At 58.9% G+C, this 25188-nt stretch carries 27 protein-coding genes; 18 read left to right on the top strand and 9 right to left on the bottom strand.

Annotated features, from left to right (window positions below):
* Entirely contained in the window at positions 1-2529 is a 2529-nt protein-coding gene (locus ACR0E2_RS13425) for an ABC transporter permease (RefSeq protein ID WP_480446742.1), read from the bottom strand.
* Positions 2526-3221, bottom strand: coding sequence for an ABC transporter ATP-binding protein (locus ACR0E2_RS13420; RefSeq protein WP_480446741.1), 696 nt, complete (start codon positions 3219-3221; stop codon positions 2526-2528). The genes ACR0E2_RS13425 and ACR0E2_RS13420 overlap by 4 nt, the downstream gene beginning before the upstream one ends.
* Positions 3222-3287: 66 nt before the next feature.
* Here ACR0E2_RS13420 and ACR0E2_RS13415 point away from each other — a divergent pair, with 66 nt between their 5' ends.
* Positions 3288-3914 carry an arylesterase gene (locus ACR0E2_RS13415; protein WP_152459810.1) on the top strand — a complete coding sequence of 209 codons (627 nt, stop codon included), beginning with the start codon at positions 3288-3290 and terminating at the stop codon, positions 3912-3914.
* Between the two features lie 18 nt (positions 3915-3932).
* Here ACR0E2_RS13415 and ACR0E2_RS13410 read toward each other — a convergent pair whose 3' ends face one another.
* The 4 genes from ACR0E2_RS13410 to ACR0E2_RS13395 all read right to left on the bottom strand — a co-directional run bounded on the left by ACR0E2_RS13410 (position 3933) and on the right by ACR0E2_RS13395 (position 6509).
* Entirely contained in the window at positions 3933-4487 is a 555-nt protein-coding gene (locus tag ACR0E2_RS13410) for a L,D-transpeptidase (protein ID WP_170346434.1), read from the bottom strand.
* A gap of 163 nt (positions 4488-4650) precedes the next feature.
* The gene (locus tag ACR0E2_RS13405; protein WP_152456904.1) at positions 4651-4857 is read right to left on the bottom strand and encodes a cold-shock protein; all 207 of its coding nucleotides are present in this window, start codon (positions 4855-4857) and stop codon (positions 4651-4653) included.
* Positions 4858-5174: 317 nt separating this feature from the next.
* Positions 5175-5348 (bottom strand): hypothetical protein, encoded by a 174-nt coding sequence (locus ACR0E2_RS13400; protein ID WP_480446740.1) that lies wholly within the window; start codon positions 5346-5348, stop codon positions 5175-5177.
* A gap of 126 nt (positions 5349-5474) precedes the next feature.
* Positions 5475-6509 (bottom strand): fatty acid desaturase, encoded by a 1035-nt coding sequence (locus ACR0E2_RS13395; RefSeq protein WP_480446739.1) that lies wholly within the window; start codon positions 6507-6509, stop codon positions 5475-5477.
* A gap of 310 nt (positions 6510-6819) precedes the next feature.
* Here ACR0E2_RS13395 and rplO point away from each other — a divergent pair, with 310 nt between their 5' ends.
* From rplO to ACR0E2_RS13310, 17 genes are all read left to right on the top strand, one after another.
* Positions 6820-7293: a 50S ribosomal protein L15 gene (rplO, locus tag ACR0E2_RS13390; protein ID WP_171229730.1), complete on the top strand. Its 474-nt coding sequence runs from the start codon at positions 6820-6822 to the stop codon at positions 7291-7293.
* Positions 7294-7402: 109 nt separating this feature from the next.
* Complete coding sequence (gene secY / locus ACR0E2_RS13385) at positions 7403-8767, top strand: preprotein translocase subunit SecY (protein ID WP_480446738.1); 1365 nt, start codon at positions 7403-7405, stop codon at positions 8765-8767.
* Positions 8764-9408 carry an adenylate kinase gene (locus tag ACR0E2_RS13380; RefSeq protein WP_152456908.1) on the top strand — a complete coding sequence of 215 codons (645 nt, stop codon included), beginning with the start codon at positions 8764-8766 and terminating at the stop codon, positions 9406-9408. Before secY ends, ACR0E2_RS13380 begins: the two co-directional genes overlap by 4 nt.
* Positions 9409-9608: 200 nt before the next feature.
* Complete coding sequence (gene rpsM, locus ACR0E2_RS13375; protein WP_008757392.1) at positions 9609-9977, top strand: 30S ribosomal protein S13; 369 nt, start codon at positions 9609-9611, stop codon at positions 9975-9977.
* Between the two features lie 15 nt (positions 9978-9992).
* A complete protein-coding gene (gene rpsK / locus ACR0E2_RS13370; RefSeq protein ID WP_008757289.1) occupies positions 9993-10382 on the top strand; it encodes a 30S ribosomal protein S11 in 390 nt (129 codons plus the stop codon).
* Between the two features lie 114 nt (positions 10383-10496).
* The gene (locus tag ACR0E2_RS13365; protein WP_117870179.1) at positions 10497-11513 is read left to right on the top strand and encodes a DNA-directed RNA polymerase subunit alpha; all 1017 of its coding nucleotides are present in this window, start codon (positions 10497-10499) and stop codon (positions 11511-11513) included.
* Positions 11514-11643: 130 nt separating this feature from the next.
* Complete coding sequence (gene rplQ / locus ACR0E2_RS13360) at positions 11644-12066, top strand: 50S ribosomal protein L17 (protein ID WP_170687292.1); 423 nt, start codon at positions 11644-11646, stop codon at positions 12064-12066.
* A gap of 160 nt (positions 12067-12226) precedes the next feature.
* On the top strand, positions 12227-13612 hold the full coding sequence (locus ACR0E2_RS13355) for a trypsin-like peptidase domain-containing protein (protein ID WP_480446737.1): 1386 nt from the start codon (positions 12227-12229) through the stop codon (positions 13610-13612).
* 3 nt (positions 13613-13615) lie between these two features.
* Positions 13616-14926, top strand: a complete 1311-nt coding sequence (locus ACR0E2_RS13350) for a replication-associated recombination protein A (RefSeq protein ID WP_480446736.1) — start codon at positions 13616-13618, stop codon at positions 14924-14926.
* A 98-nt stretch (positions 14927-15024) separates the two neighbouring features.
* Positions 15025-15831, top strand: a complete 807-nt coding sequence (locus ACR0E2_RS13345; protein WP_480446735.1) for a crotonase/enoyl-CoA hydratase family protein — start codon at positions 15025-15027, stop codon at positions 15829-15831.
* Positions 15832-15951: 120 nt separating this feature from the next.
* The gene (locus ACR0E2_RS13340; RefSeq protein WP_171229727.1) at positions 15952-16995 is read left to right on the top strand and encodes an RluA family pseudouridine synthase; all 1044 of its coding nucleotides are present in this window, start codon (positions 15952-15954) and stop codon (positions 16993-16995) included.
* Positions 16992-17663 (top strand): HAD-IA family hydrolase, encoded by a 672-nt coding sequence (locus ACR0E2_RS13335; RefSeq protein WP_480446734.1) that lies wholly within the window; start codon positions 16992-16994, stop codon positions 17661-17663. The genes ACR0E2_RS13340 and ACR0E2_RS13335 overlap by 4 nt, the downstream gene beginning before the upstream one ends.
* A 3-nt stretch (positions 17664-17666) precedes the next feature.
* Complete coding sequence (locus tag ACR0E2_RS13330; protein WP_480446733.1) at positions 17667-18374, top strand: ATP12 family chaperone protein; 708 nt, start codon at positions 17667-17669, stop codon at positions 18372-18374.
* A gap of 205 nt (positions 18375-18579) precedes the next feature.
* Positions 18580-19596 (top strand): amino acid ABC transporter substrate-binding protein, encoded by a 1017-nt coding sequence (locus tag ACR0E2_RS13325; protein ID WP_152456916.1) that lies wholly within the window; start codon positions 18580-18582, stop codon positions 19594-19596.
* Between the two features lie 126 nt (positions 19597-19722).
* A complete protein-coding gene (locus ACR0E2_RS13320) occupies positions 19723-20955 on the top strand; it encodes an amino acid ABC transporter permease (protein ID WP_152456917.1) in 1233 nt (410 codons plus the stop codon).
* Positions 20956-20958: 3 nt separating this feature from the next.
* On the top strand, positions 20959-22257 hold the full coding sequence (locus ACR0E2_RS13315; protein ID WP_171119635.1) for an amino acid ABC transporter permease: 1299 nt from the start codon (positions 20959-20961) through the stop codon (positions 22255-22257).
* A 12-nt stretch (positions 22258-22269) separates the two neighbouring features.
* Complete coding sequence (locus ACR0E2_RS13310; protein WP_152456919.1) at positions 22270-23061, top strand: amino acid ABC transporter ATP-binding protein; 792 nt, start codon at positions 22270-22272, stop codon at positions 23059-23061.
* 225 nt (positions 23062-23286) lie between these two features.
* Here ACR0E2_RS13310 and ACR0E2_RS13305 read toward each other — a convergent pair whose 3' ends face one another.
* The 3 genes from ACR0E2_RS13305 to ACR0E2_RS13295 all read right to left on the bottom strand — a co-directional run bounded on the left by ACR0E2_RS13305 (position 23287) and on the right by ACR0E2_RS13295 (position 25175).
* Positions 23287-23706, bottom strand: a complete 420-nt coding sequence (locus tag ACR0E2_RS13305; RefSeq protein WP_480446732.1) for a hypothetical protein — start codon at positions 23704-23706, stop codon at positions 23287-23289.
* Positions 23707-23994: 288 nt separating this feature from the next.
* Positions 23995-24492 carry a SixA phosphatase family protein gene (locus tag ACR0E2_RS13300; protein WP_480446731.1) on the bottom strand — a complete coding sequence of 166 codons (498 nt, stop codon included), beginning with the start codon at positions 24490-24492 and terminating at the stop codon, positions 23995-23997.
* A complete protein-coding gene (locus tag ACR0E2_RS13295; RefSeq protein WP_480446730.1) occupies positions 24489-25175 on the bottom strand; it encodes a ferredoxin in 687 nt (228 codons plus the stop codon). The genes ACR0E2_RS13300 and ACR0E2_RS13295 overlap by 4 nt, the downstream gene beginning before the upstream one ends.
* Positions 25176-25188: the final 13 nt, after the last annotated feature.

The following is a 25188-nucleotide window of genomic DNA, read 5'->3' as shown; positions in this document are numbered from 1 at the left end:
TCAATCGCTCGCGCGCAATATGCGCGCCGGACGCACCGAAAGTGGACGCAGGGCAAATGCCAGCCCAGCACATACCGTGACGCCTATCCCGGCCAGTACGATGCCGAAGGCCGATGACCAGATGACCGTGAACTCTGTGTCGAAGATGTAGGTGGCAACGGCCCAGCCGCCCAGAATGCCAACGAACAGCGCGACGCAACCCGCAGCGGCCCCAAGCAGAACGGATCGCAGGCCAAAGCTGCGCAGGATACGGCCACGGTCCGAACCCAATGTCCTGAGGATCGCTGCTTCGTATCTGCGGGCAGGTTCGCCTGCCGCCGCAGCGCCGATCAGAACCAGAAATCCGGTCAGCAGCGATACTCCTGCACCGTACGAGGTCGCTGCGGCGATGCCTGCCAGCAGGCCCGAGACGCGATCAATGGCGTCGCGCACCCGGATGGCCGTGATATTGGGGAACTGGCCGGCAAGATCCCGCAAGATGGACGCCTCGGCCTGTTCTTCGGCATAGACCGTCGCGATAAAGCTGTGCGGCGCACCGGCCAGCGCAGAGGGGTTCATCGACATGACAAAGCCCATTCCCGCGGTAGAGAAATCCACCTCGCGCAGGGACGTCAGCTCTGCCGTGATGTCTCGCCCCAGGATATTGACGGTCAATTGGTCGCCTAGGTTCAGGCCCATCTCTTCGGCTTCTTCGGCGGCAAAGCTGACCTGCGGCGCGCCTGCGTAATTTTCGTCCCACCATTCCCCTGCGGTCAAGCGTGTGTTCGGCGGCGGTTGAACCGAATAGGTCACGCCGCGATCCCCTTCCAGCACCCAGTGATCTCCGGCCACGTCCCGAGCGGGCCGGCCGTTGATCTGCGTGATGATCCCGCGCAACATTGGCGCGCTTTCAATGCGGCTGACCGCGGGGTCGCTTTGCAGGCGTTCGGTGAAGCCGGGCATTTGATCTTTCTGGATGTCCACAAAGAAGTACGACGGCGCAACATCCGGCAGGTTGCCCGAAATGGCGTTGCGCAGGGTCCCGTCGATCTGCCCGACCGCAGCCAGCACCGACAGGCCCAGCCCCAGTGACAGAACTACAGATCCTGCACCTTCGCGTGGGTCCGAGATGGCCGACAACGCCCATCTGACTGTGGGCCGCCCGCGGGCCAACGAAGTCCCAGCCCGGGCCAGTTTGCGAATGGCATAAGCGGCGAGGGCCAACAGCGCCAGTGCACCGACAAGCCCGCCGCCGGTCCAGACAGTAAGCCGCGTCGAGCCGCTGAACCATGATGCCAGGGCGATCAGCAACAACAGCCCGGCACCCGTTGCCACGACGTAAATCAGACGTGGAAAGGGGCGGGCCGAGCTCAGCGCGTCGCGAAACAACGTCGCGGCGCGCACATCTTCGGTGCGGGCCAGTGGCCAAAGGGTGAACAGGAACGCTGTGAGCAGACCGTATATTGCTGCCTCGATCAGCGGCTGTGGATAAAGGGAAAACACTGCGGGAACCGGCAATTGGCTTTCCAGCAGCGGGGCCAGAACAAGCGGCGCCAATCCACCCAGCGTCAGGCCGATCGCGATCCCGAAGACGGACAGAACGCCAATTTGAATCATGTAGGTTTGAAAAATGGTGGCGCGATCGGCCCCCAAGGTGCGCAGAGTCGCAACCGTTTCCGTCTTCTGCCCCAGATAAGCACGCACGGCGGCAGAAACGCCGATGCCTCCGACGGCAAGCCCGGACAGCCCGACAAGGACAAGAAATGCACTCAGGCGATTGACGAACTCGGATATCCCGGGGGCACCGTTGCGTGCATCCGTCCAGCGCATTCCAGTGCCTTCGAATGCCGCGTCAGCCCTTGCGGATACATCCGAAAGATCTGCGTTCCGGGGCAGGATCATCCTGTACTTTGTTGAAAACAGTGTTCCGGGTTCCAGCAGACCGGACGCCTGCAATGCCTCGGTTCGCACCAGAGTGCGCGGCCCAAGGCCAAACCCATCCGCCGCGCTGTCGGGCTCGTCCAGCAAGGCAGCCGTCAGGATGAGCTCTTGCGTCCCAAGTGAAAACCGATCACCGACGGACAACCCAAGCCGGTCCATCAGCACAGGTTCCATCACGGCCCCAGGCAAGCCGAAACTGCCGTTCAGGGCGTCTTCCAGCGGGATCTCGGGTTCCAGCCGTACCGAGCCGACAAGTGGGTACGCGTTGTCGACCGACTTAACCTGAGTCAGCGCTCGTTCCGGACCTGTCGCGCCGGGCACAACGGCCATCGAGCGGAAATCGACAACCTCGGACATCTGGACGGATGTCTGTTGCATCCAGGCGCGCTCTGCCTCATCGGCAAAACGATAGGTGAATTCAAGTTCGGCATCGCCCCCCAGCAGCGAGGCCCCTTCTTGCGCAAGCCCAGCCTGTATGGCCTGCCGCACCGACCCGACGGCCGCGATGGCGGCGACCCCCAACGCCAAACAGGCCAGAAAGATCCGAAAACCGCTCAGGCCTCCGCGTAGCTCGCGGCGGGCGAGCCGCCCGGCCATCCGCAGGCTCATTCCGCGGCCTCCTGCCGGGTCTCTTCGGCGATCCTGCCGTCACGCAACCGAACGACCCGATCACATCTTTCGGCCAATGAATGGCTGTGGGTCACCAGAACCAGGGTTGCATCGTATTTCCGGCGCAGACCAAACAGCAAATCAACAATTGCGGCCCCGTTGGTTTCGTCCAGGTTCCCGGTCGGTTCATCAGCCAACAGGATTTTGGGGCGCGGCGCAGATGCTCGTGCCAAGGCAACACGCTGTTGTTCTCCGCCCGACAGTTGCGCCGGGTAATGATCGCGACGGTGCGACAGGCCAACGGCGTCCAGCTCTTGCTCGGCCCGGTCGAACGCATCCTTGTGCCCTGCCAGTTCCAGTGGGATTGCCACGTTTTCAAGCGCGGTCATCGTCGGGATCAGATGGAAGTTCTGAAACACCACCCCCATACTGTCGCGCCGAAACCGGGCCAGAGCGTCCTCATCCATGTCGGTAAGGTCTTGACCCAGCGCCATGATTTGACCGTGCGTCGCCTGTTCCAACCCCGCCATCAACATCAGCAGCGAAGACTTGCCCGAGCCAGAAGGCCCGATAAGCCCCAGCGTCTCGCCCTTGTTCACAGTCAACGTAATGTCATGCAGAATATCGACCCGCCCGGCATTGCCATCCAGGGACAAAGAGGCATCTTGGAGGGCGAGAACAGCAGTCGTCATGGGTCTACCCGAAAAAGGAGCGGTCTTTTGGGATATGGAGCGATCACCACGTTGCGCAAGGCTTTGATGGCAGGCCTTTTCACGTGGTGCGGTTTTGCGGCCACAGCCGAACAAGTGGTGATTGCGGCTTTGGGGGACTCGCTGACTCAGGGCTATGGGCTGGTGGAGGAAAGCGGGTTTGTTCCACAGCTTGAACGCTGGTTGCAGACGCAGGGCGCGGATGTCCGCGTCATCAACGCAGGTGTTTCGGGCGACACGACGGCGGGCGGGGCCGCACGTGTGGACTGGACCCTGACACCGGATGTGGATGGCATGATCGTTGCCCTTGGCGGCAACGACCTGCTGCGTGGGATCGACCCTGCCGTATCAAAGGCCAATCTGCGCAGGATCCTGGACGTGGCGCTAGACGCGAATGTACCGGTTCTGCTGATCGGTATGCAGGCGCCGGGCAACTACGGGGCCGATTACAAGCAAGCTTTCGACGGAATGTACCCAGACTTGGCGAAGGAGTTCGACGTCCTCTTCGCCGCCAGTTTCTTCGAAGGGCTTGCGGCCGAGGGCGACCCCGGCGCGGTATCGCAGTTCATGCAGCCGGACGGAATACATCCAAACGCGGATGGGGTGGTAAAGATCGTTGAATCACTGGGGCCGTCCGTTCTGAAGCTTGTTGATCAGGCGGGTCGAGCGGAATAGGCGCCAATCCATGGGCACCTAGACGACCGTGACAACGGTTCCGATCGGGACCCGGTTGTACAAATCGATCACATGCTCGTTCAGCATTCGTATGCAACCGTTGGACACCGCCCGGCCAATGGTCTGCGGCTGCGTCGTGCCGTGGATGCGGAAATAGGTGTCGACACCGTTCTGGAACAGATACAGCGCGCGCGCGCCCAGCGGGTTATCTCCGCCGCCGGGTTGGACATAGTCGTTGTCCTTGAATTTGGCGTAAGCGACGGGATCACGTTCGATCATCTCATCGGTCGGGCGCCAGGTCGGCCATTCCTTTTTCACATCGATGGTGGCCGTGCCGGTAAACTCCAACCCCGCTTTGCCGACGCCGCATCCATAGCGGATCGCCTTGCGAGGTTCCGTGACGAAGTAAAGATAGAACGACCGGGGCGCGACCAGCAGCTGACCAGGTACGAACTGTTTCTTGATGCGCACGAATTGCGGTGTCGGATCATACTCGACCGCTTTTTTGGCGCTGGCGATGCCCGGCAACATGCTGGCCGCCGTTCCGGCCAGAAAAATACGGCGTGTAAACATCGAAACCCTCGTCGAATGACCAATGAAACTGAAACCAATTTCATCATGATACGATATTTGGTCAATTCTAGGGCAGACATCACGTGGACGTGATGTGTCCTGCCTGCCACCCGAGGTGGTGGCGGGAAAGGGGCGAGGGGAATCCCCTCACCCGATATCAAGCTCAGGCCAGCTGGATGCTGTCGGCGCTTTCGCGGCCGTCACGACCGGCGCGCAGCTCGTACGTGACTTTCTGGTTGTCGGCCAGACCGGTCAGGCCCGAACGTTCGACAGCCGAGATGTGTACGAATACATCTTTGCCGCCCTCTTCCGGTGCGATGAAGCCGAAGCCTTTGGTGGTGTTGAACCATTTTACGGTGCCTGCTGGCATATCCGTGTCTCCTGTTTGAGTGCTGCCCACGGAGTTGCGGCAGCCTGGCGTCGTCGGTCTGTATCGATAGACTGACTGCCGATGAAGGAGACAGTAGGTCGAATAGAAAAACGTAAGCTCTTTGCATATGGCATCGGGGCGGGGGTGTGACAAGGGATTTTGTTTGATTTGTGCAGGGGCATGAGGGATTTCCGCCGTGTCCACAGGCCCGGGGAGGCTAGTTTTCTTTCACGGTGCCGCAGCCTTGCCCAGCATCGACGAACAGGTTGGACGGTCGCTCTTAGTTATCACTGATGCCGTGCAGAGTGGTGTTCCTGTCACCAGATGGTCACCGCCTTTTTAACTGCAATGCAGGGCGCGATGCGGGTTGCGTCAATCGCGATCGCTTTCCCGTTCAGGCGTGGGCGATCAAGCCAGTCACGATCGGGATGAAGGCACCTTAGTCGCGCCAGCGTTTGCACCGGTTGAATACCGGTTTGTGCCGCGCGCATTCTTTGTCAAAATCGCGCCCAAGAAAGTCGTCGCGATGGATGATGGAGACTGTCCCGCGCCACACGCCTGCCGTTGATGCAAGGCACGCGCTGCGATTTCAGAGACGAAAATGCCAGGCATGCCCGTTACCCATAAAGTGCGTGGGCCTCGGCAAAGGACAACAGACGACGGTTCTTCTCGTCCCACAGGTGAAGCCGCGCATTGGCGAGGCTTTCACGGATGGTCATCCGGTTGCTGTTTGCCAGTTCTTCATGATCACGCAGCACTTCGGTCAGACGGTAGAACGGAATGCGGCTGTAGAGGTGGTGTACATGGTGGATGCCGATATTGGCACTGAACCACTGCAGCACTGAGGGCAGGATATAGTGCGAACTTCCGTGCAGCGCTGCTTCATGCAGTTGCCAGTCTGCATCGGCGTCCCAATGCGTGTTCTCGAACTGGTGTTGTACATAAAACAGCCAAACTCCGGCCGTTGCGGCAATCAGAGTCGACGGCAGAAAGATCAGCAACATCGGCATCAGCCCGCCAAAATAGTAGACGGCCACAAGGGCAATCAGAATGGCAAGATTGGTCGCCATCGCGCTGACCCAGAACCTGACGCTGTCTGTCAGGCCCAGCGGAAGGCGGTTTTGAAACAGAAACAGATAACCGGGGCCAAGCACGAACAGAGTTATCGGGTTCCGGTACACGCGGTACCAGAACCTGTTCAGTGGTGTTTTGGCGCGGTATTCCGCCACGGTCAGGGTGTGGACATCGCCCATCCCGCGCTTGTCCAGGTTGCCGGAACTGTTGTGATGCGTGGAATGACTGCGGCGCCAGACATCATATGGTGTCAGTGTCAGAACTCCGATGCCGCGCCCGATCCAGTCGCTGACGGCCCGGTTTTTGAAGAATGCGCCGTGCCCGCAATCATGCTGGATGGCAAACAAGCGCAACAGAAAGGCCGCATTGAGGGCGGAAATCACAAAGGCCAGCCAATAGCTGACTGAAAGTGACATCCAGGACAATGCCCACAGTCCGATAAAGGGGATAATGCTTACACCCAGCTCAAAAGCGCTGCGCATTTGGTCCGGTTCGCGATATTTGGCAAGCGTTGTTACCCAGTCACGTGCGGCGGTGGTCTCCGGCTTGTCGCGGAGCGAGAGAGAGGGTTCAATCATACGCCTGCCAGTCTAGTGTTTGTAGGCCACCGGATAGACGACCACCCCGACATAGCAAGCGGTTTTTCTTAAAGGCGCTGCATTTCACGGTCACTTTTCGGTCAAAGGCCGGCAGAGGTGCCCTTTGCGTAACACCTGGCTCAAGACCTCATGCCGGCGTCCCGGGGCGCAGGGCAATCTACAGGCTTGTCAAGTGCGGTTATCGGGCCTATACGCCTGCGGTGGCTTTCCGCCACGAGAATCAAAAACCAAGAAATGCCGTGTTTGGCCCATCACGCTTCGGGGTCATATCCGGCTTAGGAGAAGCGACATGAAACTGAACGAACTGCGCGACAATCCAGGCGCCAGCCCGAAACGCACCCGCGTTGGCCGTGGTCCGGGTTCCGGCAAAGGTAAAATGGGTGGCCGTGGTATCAAAGGCCAGAAATCCCGTTCGGGTGTGGCCATCAACGGCTACGAAGGCGGTCAGATGCCATTGTACCAGCGTCTGCCAAAGCGTGGCTTCAGCAAGCCGAACCGCAAAGCATTCGCCGTTGTTAACTTGGGCCTGATCCAGAAATTTGTCGAAGCCGGCAAGCTGGATGCTTCGGCTGCGATCACCGAAGACGCTCTGGTTGCGTCCGGTCTGGTCCGCCGCAAGCTGGACGGTATCCGCGTTCTGGCCAAAGGCGAAATCAGCGCCAAAGTGAACCTGGAAGTAACCGGTGCTTCGAAGTCTGCCGTTGAGGCAGTTGAAAAAGCGGGCGGTTCACTGAAGGTCACAAAAGCTGCTGCGGCAGAGTAATCGCTTGTGAGCGGGCAAAGACCCGCTTACATAGACCTCAGAGTTTTCCAAGACGCCGTCCGAGCCGGAAAACGGTTCCGGGCGGCGTTTGCATAAGAGAGACCGATTTATGGTATCAGCAGCAGAACAAATGGCAGCCAACACAAGCTGGGCTGCTTTGGGCAAGGCCACCGATCTGCGCAACCGCATCCTGTTTACGCTGGGTTTGCTGATCGTCTATCGTCTGGGCACCTTTATTCCGGTGCCGGGGATTGACGGAGCAGCTTTGCGCGAATTCATGGAGCAGGCGGGGCAGGGCATCGGCGGCATGATTTCGATGTTCACCGGCGGGGCGCTGGGGCGGATGGGCATCTTTGCCCTCGGCATCATGCCTTACATCTCGGCCTCGATCATCGTTCAACTGCTGACATCCATGGTTCCCGCGCTCGAACAGCTCAAGAAAGAGGGCGAGCAGGGGCGCAAGAAGATCAACCAGTACACCCGCTTCGGAACCGTGGCTCTGGCCACCGTTCAGGCTTATGGTCTGGCCGTTTCGCTGGAATCGGGCGATCTGGCGACTGATCCGGGGTTCTATTTCCGCATGTCGACCATGATCACGCTGGTCGGGGGCACCATGTTCCTGATGTGGCTGGGGGAACAGATCACCGCACGCGGGATCGGCAACGGTATCTCTTTGATCATCTTCGTCGGCATCATTGCCGAGGTTCCGGCTGCTCTGGCGCAGTTCTTTGCAAGCGGCCGCAGCGGTGCGATCAGCCCTGCCGTGATCGTCGGCGTGATCGTCATGGTCATCGCGGTCATCACCTTCGTGGTGTTCATGGAGCGCGCCCTGCGCAAGATCCACATTCAGTATCCCCGCCGCCAGGCCGGTATGAAAGTCTACGAAGGCGGCTCAAGCCACCTGCCGGTCAAGGTCAACCCTGCGGGTGTCATTCCGGCGATCTTCGCCAGCTCGCTGCTGCTGCTGCCGGTCACGATCTCAACCTTCTCGTCCGGTGCTGCCAACGGGCCGGTCATGTCGTGGCTGCTGGCCAATTTCGGCCCCGGACAGCCGCTTTACCTTCTGTTCTTTGCCTCGATGATCGTGTTCTTCGCCTATTTTTATACGTTCAATGTGTCGTTCAAACCGGACGATGTGGCGGACAACCTGAAAAAGCAGAACGGTTTTGTGCCCGGCATCCGGCCCGGCAAGAAAACGGCCGAGTATCTGGAATACGTGGTCAACCGCGTGCTGGTTCTGGGTTCGGCCTATCTGGCCGCGGTCTGTCTGCTGCCCGAAATTCTGCGGGGCCAGTTTGCCATTCCGTTCTATTTCGGCGGCACCTCGGTTCTGATTATCGTCTCTGTGACCATGGACACGATCCAGCAGGTCCAGAGCCACCTGCTGGCGCATCAATATGAAGGGCTTATCGAAAAGTCCCAGCTGCGCGGCAAAGGCAAGAAACGCGGCAGAAAGGGAGCTGCTCGTCGATGAACATCATTCTTCTGGGCCCCCCGGGGGCAGGCAAGGGAACGCAGGCGCGTCACCTGGTAGAGACCCGCGGGATGGTGCAGCTCAGCACCGGGGATATGCTGCGCGAAGCCAAGACCAGCGGAACCGAAATGGGCCAGAAGGTTGCTGCGATCATGGACGCGGGTAAGCTGGTCACCGATGAGATCGTGATCGGCCTGATTGAAGAAAAACTGACCACCGAAAAAGGCGCCGGTTTCATCTTTGACGGCTTCCCCCGCACTTTGGCACAAGCCGACGCGCTGTCGGCTCTGCTGACCAAGCTGGGCCAGTCCCTGCATACCGTGATTGAGATGCGCGTGGATGACGATGCTCTGGTGGAACGGATTACCGCACGGTCAACCTGCGGCGGGTGCGGTGAGGTCTATAACGACAAGACCAAGCCGATCCCGGCTGACGGCAAGTGCACCAACTGTGGCAAGGAAAATGACTTCGTTCGTCGCGCCGACGACAACGAAGACAGTCTGCGTACGCGGTTGATGGAGTACTACAAGAAGACCTCTCCGCTGATCGGCTATTACTACGCCAAGGGCGATCTGCGCCCCGTGAACGGGCTGGCGGACATCAAGGAAGTCACAGCGTCGATCGAGGCCATTCTCGGCTGATTTCAATATGGGCTTGACGGCACCGCCAAAAGCCCATATCGACCCCCATCCCTAAAGGGAATCAAGACCGCGTGCGGGATTCGTCCCAACCGCCCCGACCACCTCGAATAATGCTGAACCCTCTGGCCACACTGCCACGGTAAAGCGTTGTGAAAAAAGGTTCTGGAGTTACGGAACCGCAACGAAAAGGAAAGTGACACGTGGCACGTATTGCCGGCGTAAACATCCCGACTGCAAAGCGGGTACCTATCGCCCTCACATATATCACCGGTATCGGAAACACCTCGGCCAAAGCGATCTGCGAAGCCGTGGGCATTGAAGCGCACCGTCGCGTCAACGAACTGTCCGACGCCGAAGTTCTGGCCATCCGCGAGCACATCGACGCAAATTTCACCGTTGAAGGTGACCTGCGTCGTGAAGTTCAGATGAACGTCAAGCGCCTGATGGACCTGGGCTGCTATCGCGGTCTGCGTCACCGCCGCAACCTGCCGGTTCGCGGTCAGCGTACCCACACCAACGCTCGTACCCGCAAAGGCCCCGCAAAGGCCATCGCTGGTAAGAAGAAATAAGGGAGGGTCTGACCGATGGCACGTGACAAGACTCGCGTTAAGCGCAAAGAGCGTAAGAACATCGCATCGGGCGTTGCCCATGTGAATTCGACCTTCAACAACACCAAGATCCTGATCTCGGACGTACAGGGCAACGCCATCTCGTGGTCGTCTGCCGGTACCATGGGCTTCAAGGGATCGCGGAAATCGACCCCCTACGCCGCTCAGATGGCTGCGGAAGACGCAGGCAAGAAGGCGCAGGAACATGGCGTCAAGACGCTGGAAGTCGAAGTTCAGGGCCCCGGTTCGGGCCGTGAATCGGCACTGCGCGCGCTGGCTGCCGTGGGCTTCAACATCACGTCGATCCGCGACGTGACACCGATTGCTCACAACGGCTGCCGCCCGCCGAAGCGTCGTCGCGTCTAAGCGATTTTGAATTGAGCTGGGGCTGTGTTTCTGCACGGCCCCAGCACGTCATTTTGAACCTCGGGCGTCTGCACCTTGTTGGTCATGGGGCGCGGACAGGAATGGAGGGATTACATGATCCACAAGAATTGGGCAGAATTGATCAAGCCGACCCAGCTGGAAGCCAAGCCGGGCAATGATCCTGCACGTCAAGCCACCCTGGTTGCCGAACCGCTGGAGCGTGGCTTTGGTCTGACCCTGGGCAACGCCCTGCGCCGCGTCCTGATGAGCTCGCTGCAAGGTGCGGCCATCACCAGCGTCCAGATTGACAACGTCCTGCACGAGTTTTCGAGCGTGGCAGGCGTTCGTGAAGACGTCACCGACATCATCCTGAACCTCAAGCAGGTTGCCCTGCGCATGGAAGTCGAAGGCCCCAAGCGCCTGTCGATCAATGCCAAAGGCCCCGCGGTTGTCACTGCGGGTGACATCAGCGAAAGCGCCGGCATCGAGGTTCTGAACCGTGATCACGTCATCTGCCACCTCGACGATGGCGCTGACCTGTTCATGGAGCTGACCGTCAACACCGGCAAGGGCTATGTCTCGGCCGAGAAGAACAAGCCCGAAGACGCACCCATCGGCCTGATCCCGATCGATGCGATCTATTCGCCGGTCAAAAAGGTCGCCTATGACGTTCAGCCGACCCGTGAAGGTCAGGTTCTGGACTATGACAAACTGACCCTGAAGATCGAAACCGACGGTTCGATCACGCCCGAGGATGCACTGGCCTTTGCCGCTCGTATCCTTCAGGATCAGCTGTCGATCTTCGTCAATTTCGACGAGCCGGAATCGGCAAGCCGTCAGGACGAGGACGATGGTCTGGAGTTCAACCCGCTGCTGCTGAAGAAGGTGGACGAGCTGGAACTGTCGGTCCGTTCGGCAAACTGCCTGAAGAACGACAACATCGTCTATATCGGCGATCTGATCCAGAAGACCGAAGCCGAGATGCTGCGCACCCCGAACTTCGGCCGCAAGTCGCTGAACGAGATCAAGGAAGTGCTGTCCGGCATGGGGCTGCACCTGGGCATGGATGTCGAGGATTGGCCGCCGGACAACATCGAAGATCTGGCGAAGAAATTCGAAGACGCGTTCTAAGCGCGTCTTCCCCAATGCCCGGCCCGAAGTGGGAATATCCGGGGACCAAATGGGCATTCCCGCCCCAAGGAGAGCCGGTGACACGCATCGCCGGCCAGACAAAGCAAAACGCGAAAGAAGGAACTGAAAAATGCGTCACGCACGTGGTTACCGCCGCCTGAACCGTACTCATGAGCACCGCAAGGCGCTGTTTGCGAACATGGCTGGCTCGCTCATCGAGCATGAGCAAATCAAAACGACTCTGCCCAAGGCAAAAGAACTGCGCCCGATCGTTGAAAAACTGATCACTCTGGGCAAGCGCGGCGACCTGCACGCCCGCCGTCAGGCCGCAGCACAGCTGAAAGAAGACAAAGACGTCGCAAAGCTGTTCGAAGTTTTGGGCCCCCGCTACGCCGAGCGTCAGGGTGGTTATGTCCGTATCCTGAAGGCTGGCTTCCGCTATGGCGACATGGCACCGATGGCGATCATCGAATTCGTTGATCGTGACGTCGACGCCAAGGGCGCGGCCGACAAAGCCCGCGTTGCCGCCGAAGAGGCAGCAGACGAAGAATAAGATCTGACCCAAGGTCACGGTCGAACCTCCGTTCGGGAAACCGGACGGAGGTTTTTTCGTTATGGCATGTCCGACATGTTGCGGGGCATACCCGACCGCCGACTTGCAATTCAGATTTTGTGTCAGCATATCTGGGCCAATCGCAAAAAACGGAGCCACCATGATCCGCGTAATGCTGACCCTTGTTGCCTTGACCTGCGCGACGCAAGGAATGGCCGAAACGAAAGTTCCGCAGTCACAGGCCGAGATTTCGTTGGGATTTGCCCCGGTCGTGAAACAGGCATCACCGGCGGTTGTGAACATCTATGCCAAGATCGTCCGGCAGGGCCGGGCAAGCCCGTTTTTCTCGGACCCGTTCTTTCAGGATTTCTTTGGCCGGGGGTTCGGCGAACCACGTCAGCGGGTTCAAAATTCGTTGGGTTCCGGGGTTATCCTGTCTGACGATGGGTATGTTGTTTCCAACTATCACGTGGTCGGATCCGCGACCGAGATCCGGGTTGTCACGACGGATCGGCGCGAGTTTTCGGCCGAGGTTGTGCTGGGCCATGAGGAAAGCGATATCGCGATCCTGCGTTTGAAGGAGGCCGAAGACCTGCCCTATCTGACCCTTCGCGATTCCGATCAGGTCGAGGTTGGAGAGCTGGCCCTGGCCATCGGAAACCCGTTCGGGGTGGGGCAGACGGTGTCGTCCGGCATCATCTCGGGGCTGGCGCGCACGGGCACGGCAACCGGGAATGGCCGCGGATATTTCATCCAGACGGATGCGGCAATCAACCCGGGCAACTCCGGTGGGGCGCTGATCGATGTGAATGGCCAGCTTATCGGGATCAATACCTCGATTCTGACCCGATCGGGTGGGTCAAACGGAATAGGCTTTGCCATCCCCGCCAATCTGGTGGCGCAATTCCTCAAGCAGGCGCAGCAGGGAAACGAAACCTTCGTTAGCCCGTGGGCGGGAATGTCGGGTCAACACATGAGCGCGGATATCGCGGAATCCCTTGGCCTGGCCATCCCGTTGGGCGTTGTGATCTCTGATCTGCATGAGCTCAGCCCTTTGCGCGACGCAGGGTTCAGAGTGGGAGACGTGGTAACCCATGTGGACGGGGATGAGGTCAATTCACCCGCCGAGATGAAGTTTCGGATGTCGGTCGCCGGAGTGGGCGGAACCTCGGTTCTGACCCGTCTGCGCGGCGACCAAAGTGAAGATGTCGAGGTGGCGCTTATCAAAGCCCCCGATGTTCCGGCCGCCGAGGAAACGACTTTGAACGACAGAACCGTTCTTCCGGGGTTGGTGGTGTCCCGGGTCAATCCCGCGGTGATCACCAGGATGGGATTGTCGCTGTCGCTGACCGGTGTCGTCGTGGTGGATCCCGGCCCGTATGGCGGAAGGGCGGGTTTGCGAACCGGTGATATTCTTGAAAGCATCAATGCCGATGAGATCCAGCGCCCACAGGACGTTGAGACCGCGTTGACCGATCCGGGCCGTTACGTGCAGATAGGTCTGGTGCGCGGGGGGCGGTCCGTCTCTTTGCGGTTCCGGTTGTGACCTGTGAGTGATCTGTTCGATACCGGGGCGGCAGAACCCGCCGCTTCTCCTCACCGGCCTCTGGCTGACCGGTTGCGGCCTCGATCCCTGGCAGAGGTGATCGGGCAGGAGCAGGTGCTGGGCCCCGAGGCCCCTCTGGGTGTCATGCTGGCGGCAGGCAGTCTGTCCAGTCTGATCTTCTGGGGCCCTCCCGGAGTTGGAAAGACCACAATTGCACGGCTGTTGGCACAGGAAACCGATCTGCATTTCGTTCAGATCAGTGCGATCTTTACCGGTGTGCCGGATCTGAAGAAAGTCTTCGAGGCCGCGAAGATACGCCGCCAGAACGGACAGGGCACCTTGTTGTTCGTGGATGAGGTTCACCGCTTCAACAAGGCTCAGCAAGATGGGTTTCTGCCCCATATGGAAGACGGGACAATCCTGTTGGTCGGCGCAACCACCGAGAACCCGTCATTCGAGTTGAATGCCGCTGTGCTCAGCCGGTCGCAGGTGCTGGTGCTGGAACGGTTGAGCCTTGCCGATCTGGAGCGTCTGACCCAGCGGGCCGAGAAAGAGCTGGGCCACGCGTTGCCATTGACGCCTGCCGCCCGCGATGCGTTGCAAGAGATGGCCGATGGCGACGGTCGGGCTTTGCTGAACCTGATCGAACAGGTTTCGGCGTGGAAGGTGGACGCGCCGCTGGCCCCCGACGCGCTGTCAACGCGTTTGATGCGGCGGGCTGCAAAATACGACAAATCCGGTGATGAGCATTACAACCTGATCTCGGCCCTGCACAAATCGGTGCGCGGATCTGACCCCGATGCGGCCTTGTATTGGTTCGCGCGCATGCTGACCGGGGGCGAAGATCCGCGTTATCTTGCGCGCAGGATCACACGCATGGCGGTCGAGGACATAGGCCTGGCCGATCCGCAGGCGCAGGCCATTTGTTTGCAATCGTGGGAAACCTACGAACGTCTGGGTTCACCCGAGGGCGAGTTGGCGCTTGCTCAAGCGCTGGTCTATCTTGCCCTGGCGCCAAAATCCAACGGCGCCTATGTCGGCTACAAGGCGGCAATGCGGCTGGCCAAGCAATCCGGCAGCGAGCCACCGCCCAAGCATATCCTGAACGCGCCGACCTCTTTGATGAAGGATCAGGGTTACGGCGCGGGCTATGCCTATGACCATGATGCCGAGGACGGGTTTTCCGGTCAGAACTACTTCCCCGAGACGATGAAACGCCCGGTTTTGTATCAGCCGGTCGAGCGCGGTTTCGAGCGTGAGCTAAAGAAACGCCTCGATTATTTTGCCAAGTTGCGGACACAGCGGAACAGCTAGTAACGCAGGGTCAGTCGTGGAGGTTCCGCTGCGTCACAGGCGACAGGATTGAAATTGAACGCTTCCCTTGGGTCAAAGCTTGCAGGGGAGGGCTTGATATGCCGATTTCAATCGAAAAATCCGAAGATGTCTGGACCGTCATTCACGACAGGCCGGATGCGCGGAACGCCGTTGATACGGAACATGCCGAGGCTCTGGTCGAGGCATTTCTGAGTTTCGAGGCCAGTTCGGCCAAGGCTGCGGTATTCTGGGGCAAAGGTGGCAATTTCTGTGCAGGGTGGGATCTGAAACTTGCCGCATCGCTGGCCGATCCCGAACGGCGCGAGGCGTATTTCGACCAACATGGCTTTCCCATCGGTTCGGCCCCGTCAACGCTGGGGCCCATGGGGCCGTCGCGGCTGGAGCTTTCGAAACCTGTCATCGGCGCGATAGAAGGCGCGGCAGTGGCCGGAGGAATGGAGCTTGCCTTGTGGTGCGATATCCGGGTCATGGCGGAAACGGCTTACTTGGGTGTGTTTTGCCGCCGCTGGGGGATTACCCTGATGGATGGTGGTTCGGTCAGGTTGCCGCGTCTGGTGGGGCAGGGCAAAGCATTGGAGATTGCTCTGACCGGGCGCAAGGTCGAGGCGGAGGAGTGTTACAGGATTGGGCTGGCGGAAAAGGTCGTTCCGCATGGCGCAGCACGAAAGGCGGCTGAAGACATGGCACATGATATCGCCCGTTTCCCGCAAGAGGCCGTTCGGGCAGACCGCCGGTCGATCATCGAAACCCGTGGAATGCCGGTTCGTGACGCGCTGAAGGTTGAATGGGCCAACGGGTTGGATGCCATTCGCCGCGAAGGAACCGCTGGTGCGGCCCGTTTTCGGGATGGAGCGGGGCGGCACGGCGACTTCTCGAACATCTGAGATCCAGAGCCTGATACCTTGACTCTTGCCGCGTTGCGCGCGACAGACGCCCATGATTTCTGGGACACGGATAAACACGCAATCCGGGCGGATCACCCGCGCGGAAAAAGGGGTAATGGCATGAGTGGCGTGCAGATGATTACAGTCGCCGAAGGGGATGGGGACCAGCGCGTGGATCGCTGGCTGCGCCGCCTGTTTCCGCATGTCAGCCAGGGGCGCATTGAAAAGATGTGCCGCAAGGGAGAATTGCGTGTTGATGGTAGCCGTGCCAAGGCCTCGACCCGGTTGGAGGCAGGGCAGGTTGTTCGCGTGCCGCCTTTGCCGGACGCTGATCACAAACCGGCTGAGGTCAAGCATCACATCTCGGATGCGGATGCCAAGATGATCCAGTCCTGCGTGATCTACCGCGACGATCACATTCTGGCGCTGAACAAGCCGCATGGTCTGCCGGTGCAGGGCGGCAGCGGGCAGACAAGGCATGTTGACAGCCTGTCCGAAGCGCTGCGGTTCGGCTATGACGAGAACCCTCGGCTGGTTCATCGATTGGACAAGGACACCTCAGGTGTTCTGCTGCTGGCCCGCACGCGTGAGGCCGCCAAGGGTCTGACGGCCGCTTTCCGTCACCGCGATACGCGCAAGATCTACTGGGCGCTGGTTGCCGGTGTTCCAACGCCGTACCTGGGTGAGATCAAGACCGGCCTTGTCAAGGCGCCCGGTCATGGCAAGCACGGCGAGGGTGAAAAGATGATCCCCGTGCATATGAACGAAATTGACAGCACTCCGGGCGCAAAACGCGCGCATACGCATTATGCAACCCTTTATCGCGTTGCCGGCCGCGCCGCCTGGGTCGCGATGGAGCCGATCACCGGACGTACGCACCAATTGAGGGCGCATATGGCCGCAATCGGACATCCGATTATCGGCGACGGAAAATACGGCGGTTCGGGTCAGGAAAACCTTGGCGACGGATGGGGTGCGCAACTGGGTGGGATCATCAGCAAAAAGCTGCATCTGCACGCACGGCGACTGTCCTTCCTGCATCCGGTGACGCGGAAACCAGTGACCGTGACGGCGCCCTTGCCCGAGCATATGAAGCACAGCTGGGACACGTTCGGATGGAGCGAGGATCTGGCGGCCGACGACCCGTTTGAGGCGCTGCAATGAGCGCACCCTTGCGGCTGGTCCTGTTCGACGTCGACGGTACTCTGGTCGACAGTCAGGGCAGTATCGTTCATTGCATGACCGCCAGCTTTCAGGCCGCCTCCGTGCCGGTTCCGACGCGAAAGGCGATCCTGTCCATCGTCGGCTTGTCGCTGCCGCATGCCATCGCCCGGTTGGCGCCGGAACAGCCTCTTTCGGTACAGAACGATCTGGTCGACGGGTATAAAGAGGCCTATCACGCCCATCGTCTTGAATTGGGCGCGGCAAGTTCGCCGTTGTACCCCGGTGCGCGCGAGGCGATTGAAACGTTGCATGCCGTGCCTGAAGTGCTTCTTGGCGTGGCAACCGGCAAGTCGCAGCGCGGGTTGGACGCATTGATCGAGGCCCACGGGCTGGAACCGTATTTCGTGACCCGGCAGGTCGCGGATCACCACCCGTCAAAGCCGCATCCGTCCATGGTGCAGACCGCATTGTCGGAAACCGGGGTCGATCCGGCCTGCGCAGTGATGATCGGCGACACGAGCTTTGACATGGATATGGCCGCGGCTGCCGGTGTTCGCGGCATCGGCGTCACCTGGGGCTATCATGACCGATCGGCTCTGACCGCAGCTTCTTGCATTGTCGAAACCTTTGACCAGTTGCCCAATGCGCTGGCTGGGATGTGGAATTGAAAGATGAGTGACTGGAAACCGAAACGCTTCTGGAAGGACAGCACCGTTGTCGCGGTTGATGGCGGGTTCACCGTCGAACTGGATGGCCGCAGGGTCAAAACACCCGCCAAGGCAGACCTGATCCTGCCAACCCGCCCCATGGCCGAAGCGGTGGCTGGGGAATGGGATGCGCAGGAAAAAGAGGTTGATCCCGCCGTGATGCCGTTCACCCGTTCTGCAAATGCAGCGATTGACAAAGTCCGCATCCATCACGGAGAAGTGGCCGACATGCTGGCCGATTATGGCGATTCCGATTTGTTGTGTTATCGCGCAACCCACCCGCAGGAGTTGCAGGATCGTCAGAGCGCCGAATGGGATCCCGCCCTGGATTGGGCCGAGACCGCGCTGTCTGCCCGTCTGGTTCCGGTTGCAGGCGTCCTGCATCAACCGCAGCCGGAATCCGCCCTGGCGACATTGCGTTCTCGGGTGCACGGGCTGGATGCGTTCCAACTGGCCGCTTTTCACGATCTTGTCAGCTTGTCGGGGTCATTGATTCTTGGTTTTGCGGCCGCCATGAATTGGCGCAAACCGGACGAGATATGGCGCATTTCAAGATTGGATGAAACCTGGCAGATTGAACAATGGGGCCATGACGCAGAAGCCCATCAGGTTGCCGAGGCCAAGAAAGCAGCCTTTATGCATGCCAAACGCTTCTTTGAATTATCGGTTTGATCCTAAATTCCGTTTTTTTGAGCAAATCTGTAAACAGCTTGGGGCCTGATCCATCGATTTCGATGATCCGGCCCTTGACGTTTGTTTATGAATACGCCCAAACTCGGTGCCACTAAAGGGGAGACACCTTTGGGGTAACCTATCCGGCATCCACTTGCCGGGCAGAGCCGTCTCGGACGGGGCGGAAAATCAGGAAGAGGTAAAAATGAAAAAATCCGTAATCTTGGGCGCGGCAACGATTGCCGGTCTTGCTGCTGGCGCAGCCATGGCAGGGACCGTTGACGACGTTAAAGCACGCGGCAAGCTGAATTGTGGTGTGACCACCGGTCTGGTTGGTTTTGCTGCACCCGACGCAAATGGCGAATGGCAGGGCTTTGACGTATCGCTGTGCCGCGCCGTTGCTGCTGCCGTTCTGGGTGACGCCAACGCCGTTGAATTCGTTCCGACCACTGGTAAGACACGTTTTACCGCTCTGGCCTCGGGCGAGATCGACATGCTGGCAAGAAACACCACCTGGACCTTCAGCCGCGACGTCGACCTGAAGTTCGAATTCACCGGTGTGAACTATTATGACGGTCAGGGCTTCATGGTTCCCAAGGCGCTGGGCGTCAGCTCGGCCAAGGAACTGGACGGCGCCCGTGTCTGCATCCAGACCGGCACCACCACCGAGCTGAACCTGGCCGATTTCTTCCGTGCCAACAACATCAGCTACGAGCCGGTTCCGATCGAAACCAACGCCGAAGCGCAGCAGCAGTACCTGGCCGGTGCATGTGACGTTTACACCACCGATGCATCGGGCCTGGCCGCAACCCGCGCCACCTTCGAAGCGCCGGACGAGCACATCCTGCTGCCCGAAATCATCTCGAAAGAGCCGCTGGGCCCGCTGGTCCGTCATGGCGACCACGAGTGGGGCGACGTTGTCCGCTGGACCCTGAACGCACTGATTTCGGCTGAAGAGCTGGGTGTGACCTCGGCAAATATCGACGAGCTGAGCGCCGGTACCGACAACCCGGAAATCAACCGCCTGCTGGGTACAGAAGGCACTCTGGGTGAAATGCTGGGTCTGGACGCCGACTGGGCGGCCAAAGCGATCAAAGCTGGCGGCAACTATGGTGAAATCTTTGCCAAGAACATCGGTGAAGAAACACCGATCGGCCTGGCGCGCGGCCTGAACGCACAGTGGACCGAAGGCGGCCTTCTGTACTCGCCGCCGTTCCGTTAAGGCATCAATGGAAGAGGGCGCGGGGCAACCTGCGCCCTCTTCTACAATAAATTGCTGCGGGCAGATGCAGAGCGGGGAAAACCTCGCCGAAATTAAACAGCTCGCAAGCCACGGGGATCCCAAAATATGTCGACTATGACTGACCCACCGAAAGCTGATTTTCGGTTGTCTATGCTCATAAACGATACCCGCTATCGCTCTCTTACATTTCAGGTGATTGCGGCCATCGTCATTGCGCTTTCGATCTGGTATCTGGGCAACAACCTGATCCAGAACCTCAGGGCCGCAGGGCTCAATATTTCCTATGCTTTCCTCGGCGACTCCGCCGGGTACGACATCAACCAGCGTCTTGTTGAATATGACAGTCAGTCATCGCATGCACGCGCGGCACTTGTCGGTTTGCTGAACACTTTGCTCGTGGCCTTCCTGGCCTGTATCACCGCAACGGTTTTCGGTGTGATCGCGGGTGTTCTGAGACTGTCGAACAACTGGCTCGTGTCGAAGCTGATGGCCGTATATGTCGAGATCTTCCGGAACATCCCGGTTCTGATCTGGATCATCATCATCTTCACGATCATGACGGCCGTGCTGCCGGCGCCCAGCGCGTTCCGGGGGGAAAACCCGACGTCTTCAATGCTGTTTGGGTCCTTTGCCTTTACCAATCGAGGCATTTATTTTCCCCGTCCCGAGTTCGCCAATGGCCTGTTTGCATCGACAGCCCTGAACTGGTTGCTGGTCATCGCCGTCCTGATCGGATCGTGGTTCGTCAGTGGCGAAGTCGAAAAACGCGCGACCAAGAAGCAGGAGGAAACTGGCGAGCGCCCCGCGACGCTGTTGCCGAAACTGGCAATCTGGCTGGTGCCTTTTGTGCTGTTGATGATCATCATGGGCCTGACCTGGGATGTCCCTGAGCTGAAGCGCTTTAACTTCAGCGGTGGACTGAATGCCGGTGGTCCACTGATTGCGCTGTGGTTTGCCCTGTCGATCTATACCGGCGCCTTTATCGCGGAAAACGTGCGTGCGGGCATTCAGGCGATCAGCAAAGGTCAGACCGAGGCTGCCGCCGCGTTGGGCCTGCGTCAGGGACGGATCATGAAACTGGTCATCCTGCCCCAGGCATTGCGGGTCATCATCCCGCCGCTGATCTCGCAGTATCTGAATATCACCAAGAACTCGTCTCTTGCGATTGCCGTTGGCTACGCGGATATCACCGCAACACTGGGTGGTATTACCCTGAACCAGACCGGCCGGGCGATTGAATGCGTTCTCCTGCTGATGTTGTTCTACCTCACGGCCTCGCTGCTGATTTCGACGGGGATGAACATCTACAACGCTTCCGTCAAGCTGAAGGAGCGCTGAGCCATGAGTGATCAAGCAACAAACCCGATCGCCTTCGTGGCCGAAGGCACCATCCCGCCCTCACCGCCGCCGGCAAATGAGACCGGCGTCATCAAATGGCTGCGCGAGAATCTGTTCTCAGGGGTCGTCAACTCGATCCTGACAGTTCTGTCGCTGATCCTGATCTACATTCTTCTAAAGAATACCCTGCCATGGATTCTGAACGGAGTGTGGAATGCCAACTCGCTCGCGGAATGCCGCGAGATTCTGGGGGACAAGACCGGAGCCTGTTTCGCGGTTCTGACGGAACGCTGGCCGCAGCTGATCTATGGGTTCAAGTACCCCGTCGATGCCTATTGGCGGCCGAACCTGGCCTTTGTGCTGATGCTGGTGGCGATTGCGCCGGTGCTGTTCTTTGACTTGCCTCGCAAGATGCTGTTGTTCACTGCGGTCTATCCCTTCCTGGCTTTCTGGCTGATCTGGGGTGGCACGATCCTCGTGCCTCTGGTTGCACTAGTTGGCTGCATAGCCGCCGGTGGTGTCTTCCAGAAGCTGGGCAACAACAACTTTGCCGCCGGATTCTTCGGAGCGATTGTGACGGCACTGGTCATCTGGAACGTCGGAGGGGCCCTGATCCCGGAAGGCGCATCAGAGAATGCGTGGCTGACGGCCGTTCCCAGTCGTGACCTGGGCGGTTTCATGCTGAACATGATGCTGGGTGTAACCTGTGTGTCGCTGTCGGTACCACTTGGGATCGCACTGGCCTTGGGGCGACAGTCGAACATGCCGCTGATCAAGTGGGTCTGCGTCATCTTCATCGAGTTCATCCGCGGCGTGCCTCTGATCACGCTGCTGTTCGTGGCTTCGGTGATGCTGGCCTATTTCTTCCCGCCTGACAGCACGGTCGACCTGTTCCTGCGCGTTGTGATCATGATCACCATGTTCTCGTCCGCCTATATCGCCGAGGTGATCCGCGGCGGTCTGGCAGCGCTTCCGCGCGGGCAGTACGAGGCGGCAGACAGCTTGGGCCTTGATTATCCGCAGGCGATGCGGCTGATCATCCTGCCGCAGGCGCTGAAGATCTCGATCCCCGGGATCGTGAACGTGGCCGTTGGCCTGTTCAAGGATACGACACTGGTTTCGGTCATTTCGATGTTCGATCTGGTGGGCATGATCCGGGGGCCCATCCTGGCGTCGACCGAATGGAACGGCGTCTACTGGGAGCTTCTGGGCTTTGCCGCGCTTCTGTTCTTCGTCGTCTGTTACGGCATCTCTCAATATTCTCAGTGGCTCGAGCGTCGCCTTGCCACAGATCATCGTTAAGGAGTTCAACACATGTCTGAACTTGCAATCGACCGCGAAATCGACCGCTCCAAGATGCAGGTGAGCGACGAGGTCGCCATTGAAATCAACAGCATGAACAAGTGGTACGGGTCCTTCCACGTGCTGCGCGACATCAATCTGACCGTCAATCAGGGCGAGCGGATCGTGATCGCGGGCCCGTCAGGGTCGGGCAAATCCACCCTGATCCGCTGCCTGAACGCGCTGGAAGAACACCAGCAAGGCAAGATCGTGGTGGACGGGATCGAGCTGTCGAATGACCTGAAGAACATCGACAAGATTCGCTCCGAGGTCGGAATGGTGTTCCAGCACTTCAACCTGTTCCCGCATCTGACCATTCTGGAAAACTGTACGCTGGCCCCGATCTGGGTGCGCAAGACGCCCAAGAAAGAGGCTGAAGAGCGTGCAATGCACTTCCTGGAAAAGGTAAAAATCCCCGAGCAGGCTGACAAGTTTCCCGGTCAGCTTTCCGGCGGTCAGCAGCAGCGTGTGGCGATTGCCCGCTCGCTCTGCATGATGCCACGGATCATGTTGTTCGATGAACCGACATCGGCGCTGGACCCCGAGATGATCAAAGAGGTGCTCGACACCATGATCGAACTGGCCGAGGAAGGCATGACCATGCTGTGCGTGACGCACGAGATGGGCTTTGCCCGTCAGGTCGCCAACCGCGTGATCTTCATGGATGCCGGTCAGATCGTGGAACAGAACGAACCCGAAGAGTTCTTCAACAACCCGCAAAGCGAGCGGACCAAACTGTTCCTGAGCCAGATTCTGGGTCACTGACCCCTTTGATTGAGACACGGCGGGGGCCAGGTCACTAACCCGCTGCCAAACATCGAGATGAGCGAGCCGCGCCTAAATGGCGGCTCGCTTTTTTTTGGGGCCTCAGAGGTTTGGTAAACACCTGATGATTTTAGGCTGACGGAACCTCGGTGATTTGATCGGTCGTGTTGCCAGACAAAAGAGTTTTCGCACAAACCCGATCAAGCCCAGTTTACAAAAGTTTGCCTACTTGAGCTTCCAGGTGTTTTTCATCGGTTGTCCGCCTTCGTATATTCGGAATTCGTTTGAACCGATCCGTTCAATGCTCCAACACTTCTGGCCCCAATCCCCTTGTTCACACCATTGGTCATCTTTGACGAACCAGTCTCCGGAATATTTGTCCTTTCCGTTCCAAAGGCCATTGAGTTTGCCATTCTTCTTACGTGTCGCCTTGCTGTAGGCTTGCACCCACGGGGTCTTTCCGTCGTTGTTGGAAATGCCTGACAACTGGTTGCCGGGTATTGTGGCAAGAAGCTCTTCTTGCGTCATGAATTCCTGTGCAAATGACATTGTTGGCGCCATGGCCCCAAAGGCCGCGGCAGCCACTACCCCGCATATGACAGGGCGCACATTTTTCAGCTGAAAGATACGAAACCCGTAAGACATGAAGCAAATCCTTTCCAGTAAATCTATAGTCGTAGTAATAATTCCCGCAATGAAATGCTGCGAGTGCTCAACGGCCAGATAATAGCATAGAGCCTATTAATCACCAAAATCCCGACCAGAAGGCATACGGTGGACGCAATTCAGATCCCCCACAGGGAGGTTGCGCGCAGTTGTCAAAGACGGGTGATCTTGGCCGTCATTGGCACAAAAGATCGGAAATTGGTGTGAAGGCAATCGAATTCTTAGCCTGAATGTGCTGCAAAACCGAGGCCGCCGATCCGCCTTTTTCTATTCGATCAACTCACGCGGGATGGTGAACCCCAGCAACGTCCCGGTTTGCCATCGGACCTCGGCCCAGCTGTTTATGTCGAATGACATGACGGTTGTTGCACAGGTTGGATAATCGAAAAAGCGTGTATGATTTGGCGGTTGTCGCACCAGACGGTTGGCAAAATCGGCGATCCCGGGATTGTGGCCCAGCATCAAAACAGCCGGTTCCGTAGCACCTGAAAGTTCCCGTAGCATGACCTTTGAATCAGCGTGGTAGAGCGCGCTGTGAAAGCTGACTTTTTCGGCCTGTAAACCCATGCGATCCCATGTCTCGTGGGTGCGGGTTGATGTAGAGCTTAGGACTTCATTCGGCAACCAGCCGTGGTGACGCAACCAAGCAGCGACGGCCGGGGCTGACTTTCGTCCACGCTTGTTCAGCGGGCGGTCATGATCGCCAAGACCCGGGCTATCCCAGCTGGATTTCGCATGACGTGTCAGGATCAGAATTCGGGTCATGACGGATGAAAGGCTTTCATGTGATGGGCCGATTGTTCCGGGTCGCGTCCTGCGCCCGCACTCAGAGGGCAGGCAAGGCGGGCCAGACACCCGCCCGCCATGCAGGCTTGACCTTCAGCGGTGCCCATATGGTCGTGGCATGCAGCGACGTCATAGAACTCCTGCGCGTTCAGCGCGCTGACCGGGCAGGTCGTCGTGCAAGGCGCGGCGCAGCTTTCGCAAGGCGACACGCCGGAAGGGGCCGGGATGGCGAACTCTTCGGCAAAATGCAGTGCGCCCCGATAGGAAATCATCATCCCAACGGTATCATGCACCAATGCCCCGACCGGGCTGCTGAACGTTCGCCCTGATTTGAGCGCCCAGTCAATGAATGGCGTGTACGGAGGGCCACCGAACGGAAAATACGCCTGCGCGCCCAGCCTTTCGGCCATCTGACCGACGACCCTTTGCGACCATCGGTCAACGGGGTCGTTCTGGTGCCATTCCGGTGAGGCCTTCAGTACGGGCCAGAAATCCGGCCCGGCCCCCAACAGGATCAGCGTACCGGTTTCGAGGTCTTTGGCTGCAACATGGCGAGGATGCAGCGCGCCCATGACCAACAAACCAGCATCATGGGCGGCGCTTTCAACCTGTTCATAAGGCGTCGCGTCAGGATCAGAGGAAGGCTGTGCAAGATGTGTCATGTCTCCTCCTCCT

The sequence above is a fragment of the Ruegeria sp. A4 genome, assembly GCF_056543025.1.
Note: the sequence above shows the minus strand (reverse complement) of the source record. Positions and strands in the feature narration are given on the sequence as shown.

Coding starts and splice junctions, on each gene's coding strand:
- ACR0E2_RS13335 (WP_480446734.1), top strand. CDS start 16,992: ATGAGCGCACCCTTGCGGCTGGTCCTGTTCGACGTCGACGGTACTCTG.
- ACR0E2_RS13420 (WP_480446741.1), bottom strand. CDS start 3,221: ATGACGACTGCTGTTCTCGCCCTCCAAGATGCCTCTTTGTCCCTGGAT.
- ACR0E2_RS13320 (WP_152456917.1), top strand. CDS start 19,723: ATGTCGACTATGACTGACCCACCGAAAGCTGATTTTCGGTTGTCTATG.
- secY (WP_480446738.1), top strand. CDS start 7,403: ATGGTATCAGCAGCAGAACAAATGGCAGCCAACACAAGCTGGGCTGCT.
- ACR0E2_RS13415 (WP_152459810.1), top strand. CDS start 3,288: ATGGCAGGCCTTTTCACGTGGTGCGGTTTTGCGGCCACAGCCGAACAA.
- ACR0E2_RS13305 (WP_480446732.1), bottom strand. CDS start 23,706: ATGTCTTACGGGTTTCGTATCTTTCAGCTGAAAAATGTGCGCCCTGTC.
- ACR0E2_RS13315 (WP_171119635.1), top strand. CDS start 20,959: ATGAGTGATCAAGCAACAAACCCGATCGCCTTCGTGGCCGAAGGCACC.
- ACR0E2_RS13395 (WP_480446739.1), bottom strand. CDS start 6,509: ATGATTGAACCCTCTCTCTCGCTCCGCGACAAGCCGGAGACCACCGCC.
- ACR0E2_RS13330 (WP_480446733.1), top strand. CDS start 17,667: ATGAGTGACTGGAAACCGAAACGCTTCTGGAAGGACAGCACCGTTGTC.
- ACR0E2_RS13425 (WP_480446742.1), bottom strand. CDS start 2,529: ATGAGCCTGCGGATGGCCGGGCGGCTCGCCCGCCGCGAGCTACGCGGA.
- ACR0E2_RS13310 (WP_152456919.1), top strand. CDS start 22,270: ATGTCTGAACTTGCAATCGACCGCGAAATCGACCGCTCCAAGATGCAG.
- ACR0E2_RS13325 (WP_152456916.1), top strand. CDS start 18,580: ATGAAAAAATCCGTAATCTTGGGCGCGGCAACGATTGCCGGTCTTGCT.
- rplQ (WP_170687292.1), top strand. CDS start 11,644: ATGCGTCACGCACGTGGTTACCGCCGCCTGAACCGTACTCATGAGCAC.
- rpsK (WP_008757289.1), top strand. CDS start 9,993: ATGGCACGTGACAAGACTCGCGTTAAGCGCAAAGAGCGTAAGAACATC.
- rplO (WP_171229730.1), top strand. CDS start 6,820: ATGAAACTGAACGAACTGCGCGACAATCCAGGCGCCAGCCCGAAACGC.
- ACR0E2_RS13300 (WP_480446731.1), bottom strand. CDS start 24,492: ATGACCCGAATTCTGATCCTGACACGTCATGCGAAATCCAGCTGGGAT.
- ACR0E2_RS13295 (WP_480446730.1), bottom strand. CDS start 25,175: ATGACACATCTTGCACAGCCTTCCTCTGATCCTGACGCGACGCCTTAT.
- ACR0E2_RS13380 (WP_152456908.1), top strand. CDS start 8,764: ATGAACATCATTCTTCTGGGCCCCCCGGGGGCAGGCAAGGGAACGCAG.
- ACR0E2_RS13345 (WP_480446735.1), top strand. CDS start 15,025: ATGCCGATTTCAATCGAAAAATCCGAAGATGTCTGGACCGTCATTCAC.
- ACR0E2_RS13410 (WP_170346434.1), bottom strand. CDS start 4,487: ATGTTTACACGCCGTATTTTTCTGGCCGGAACGGCGGCCAGCATGTTG.
- ACR0E2_RS13400 (WP_480446740.1), bottom strand. CDS start 5,348: ATGCGCGCGGCACAAACCGGTATTCAACCGGTGCAAACGCTGGCGCGA.
- ACR0E2_RS13365 (WP_117870179.1), top strand. CDS start 10,497: ATGATCCACAAGAATTGGGCAGAATTGATCAAGCCGACCCAGCTGGAA.
- ACR0E2_RS13355 (WP_480446737.1), top strand. CDS start 12,227: ATGATCCGCGTAATGCTGACCCTTGTTGCCTTGACCTGCGCGACGCAA.
- ACR0E2_RS13405 (WP_152456904.1), bottom strand. CDS start 4,857: ATGCCAGCAGGCACCGTAAAATGGTTCAACACCACCAAAGGCTTCGGC.
- ACR0E2_RS13340 (WP_171229727.1), top strand. CDS start 15,952: ATGAGTGGCGTGCAGATGATTACAGTCGCCGAAGGGGATGGGGACCAG.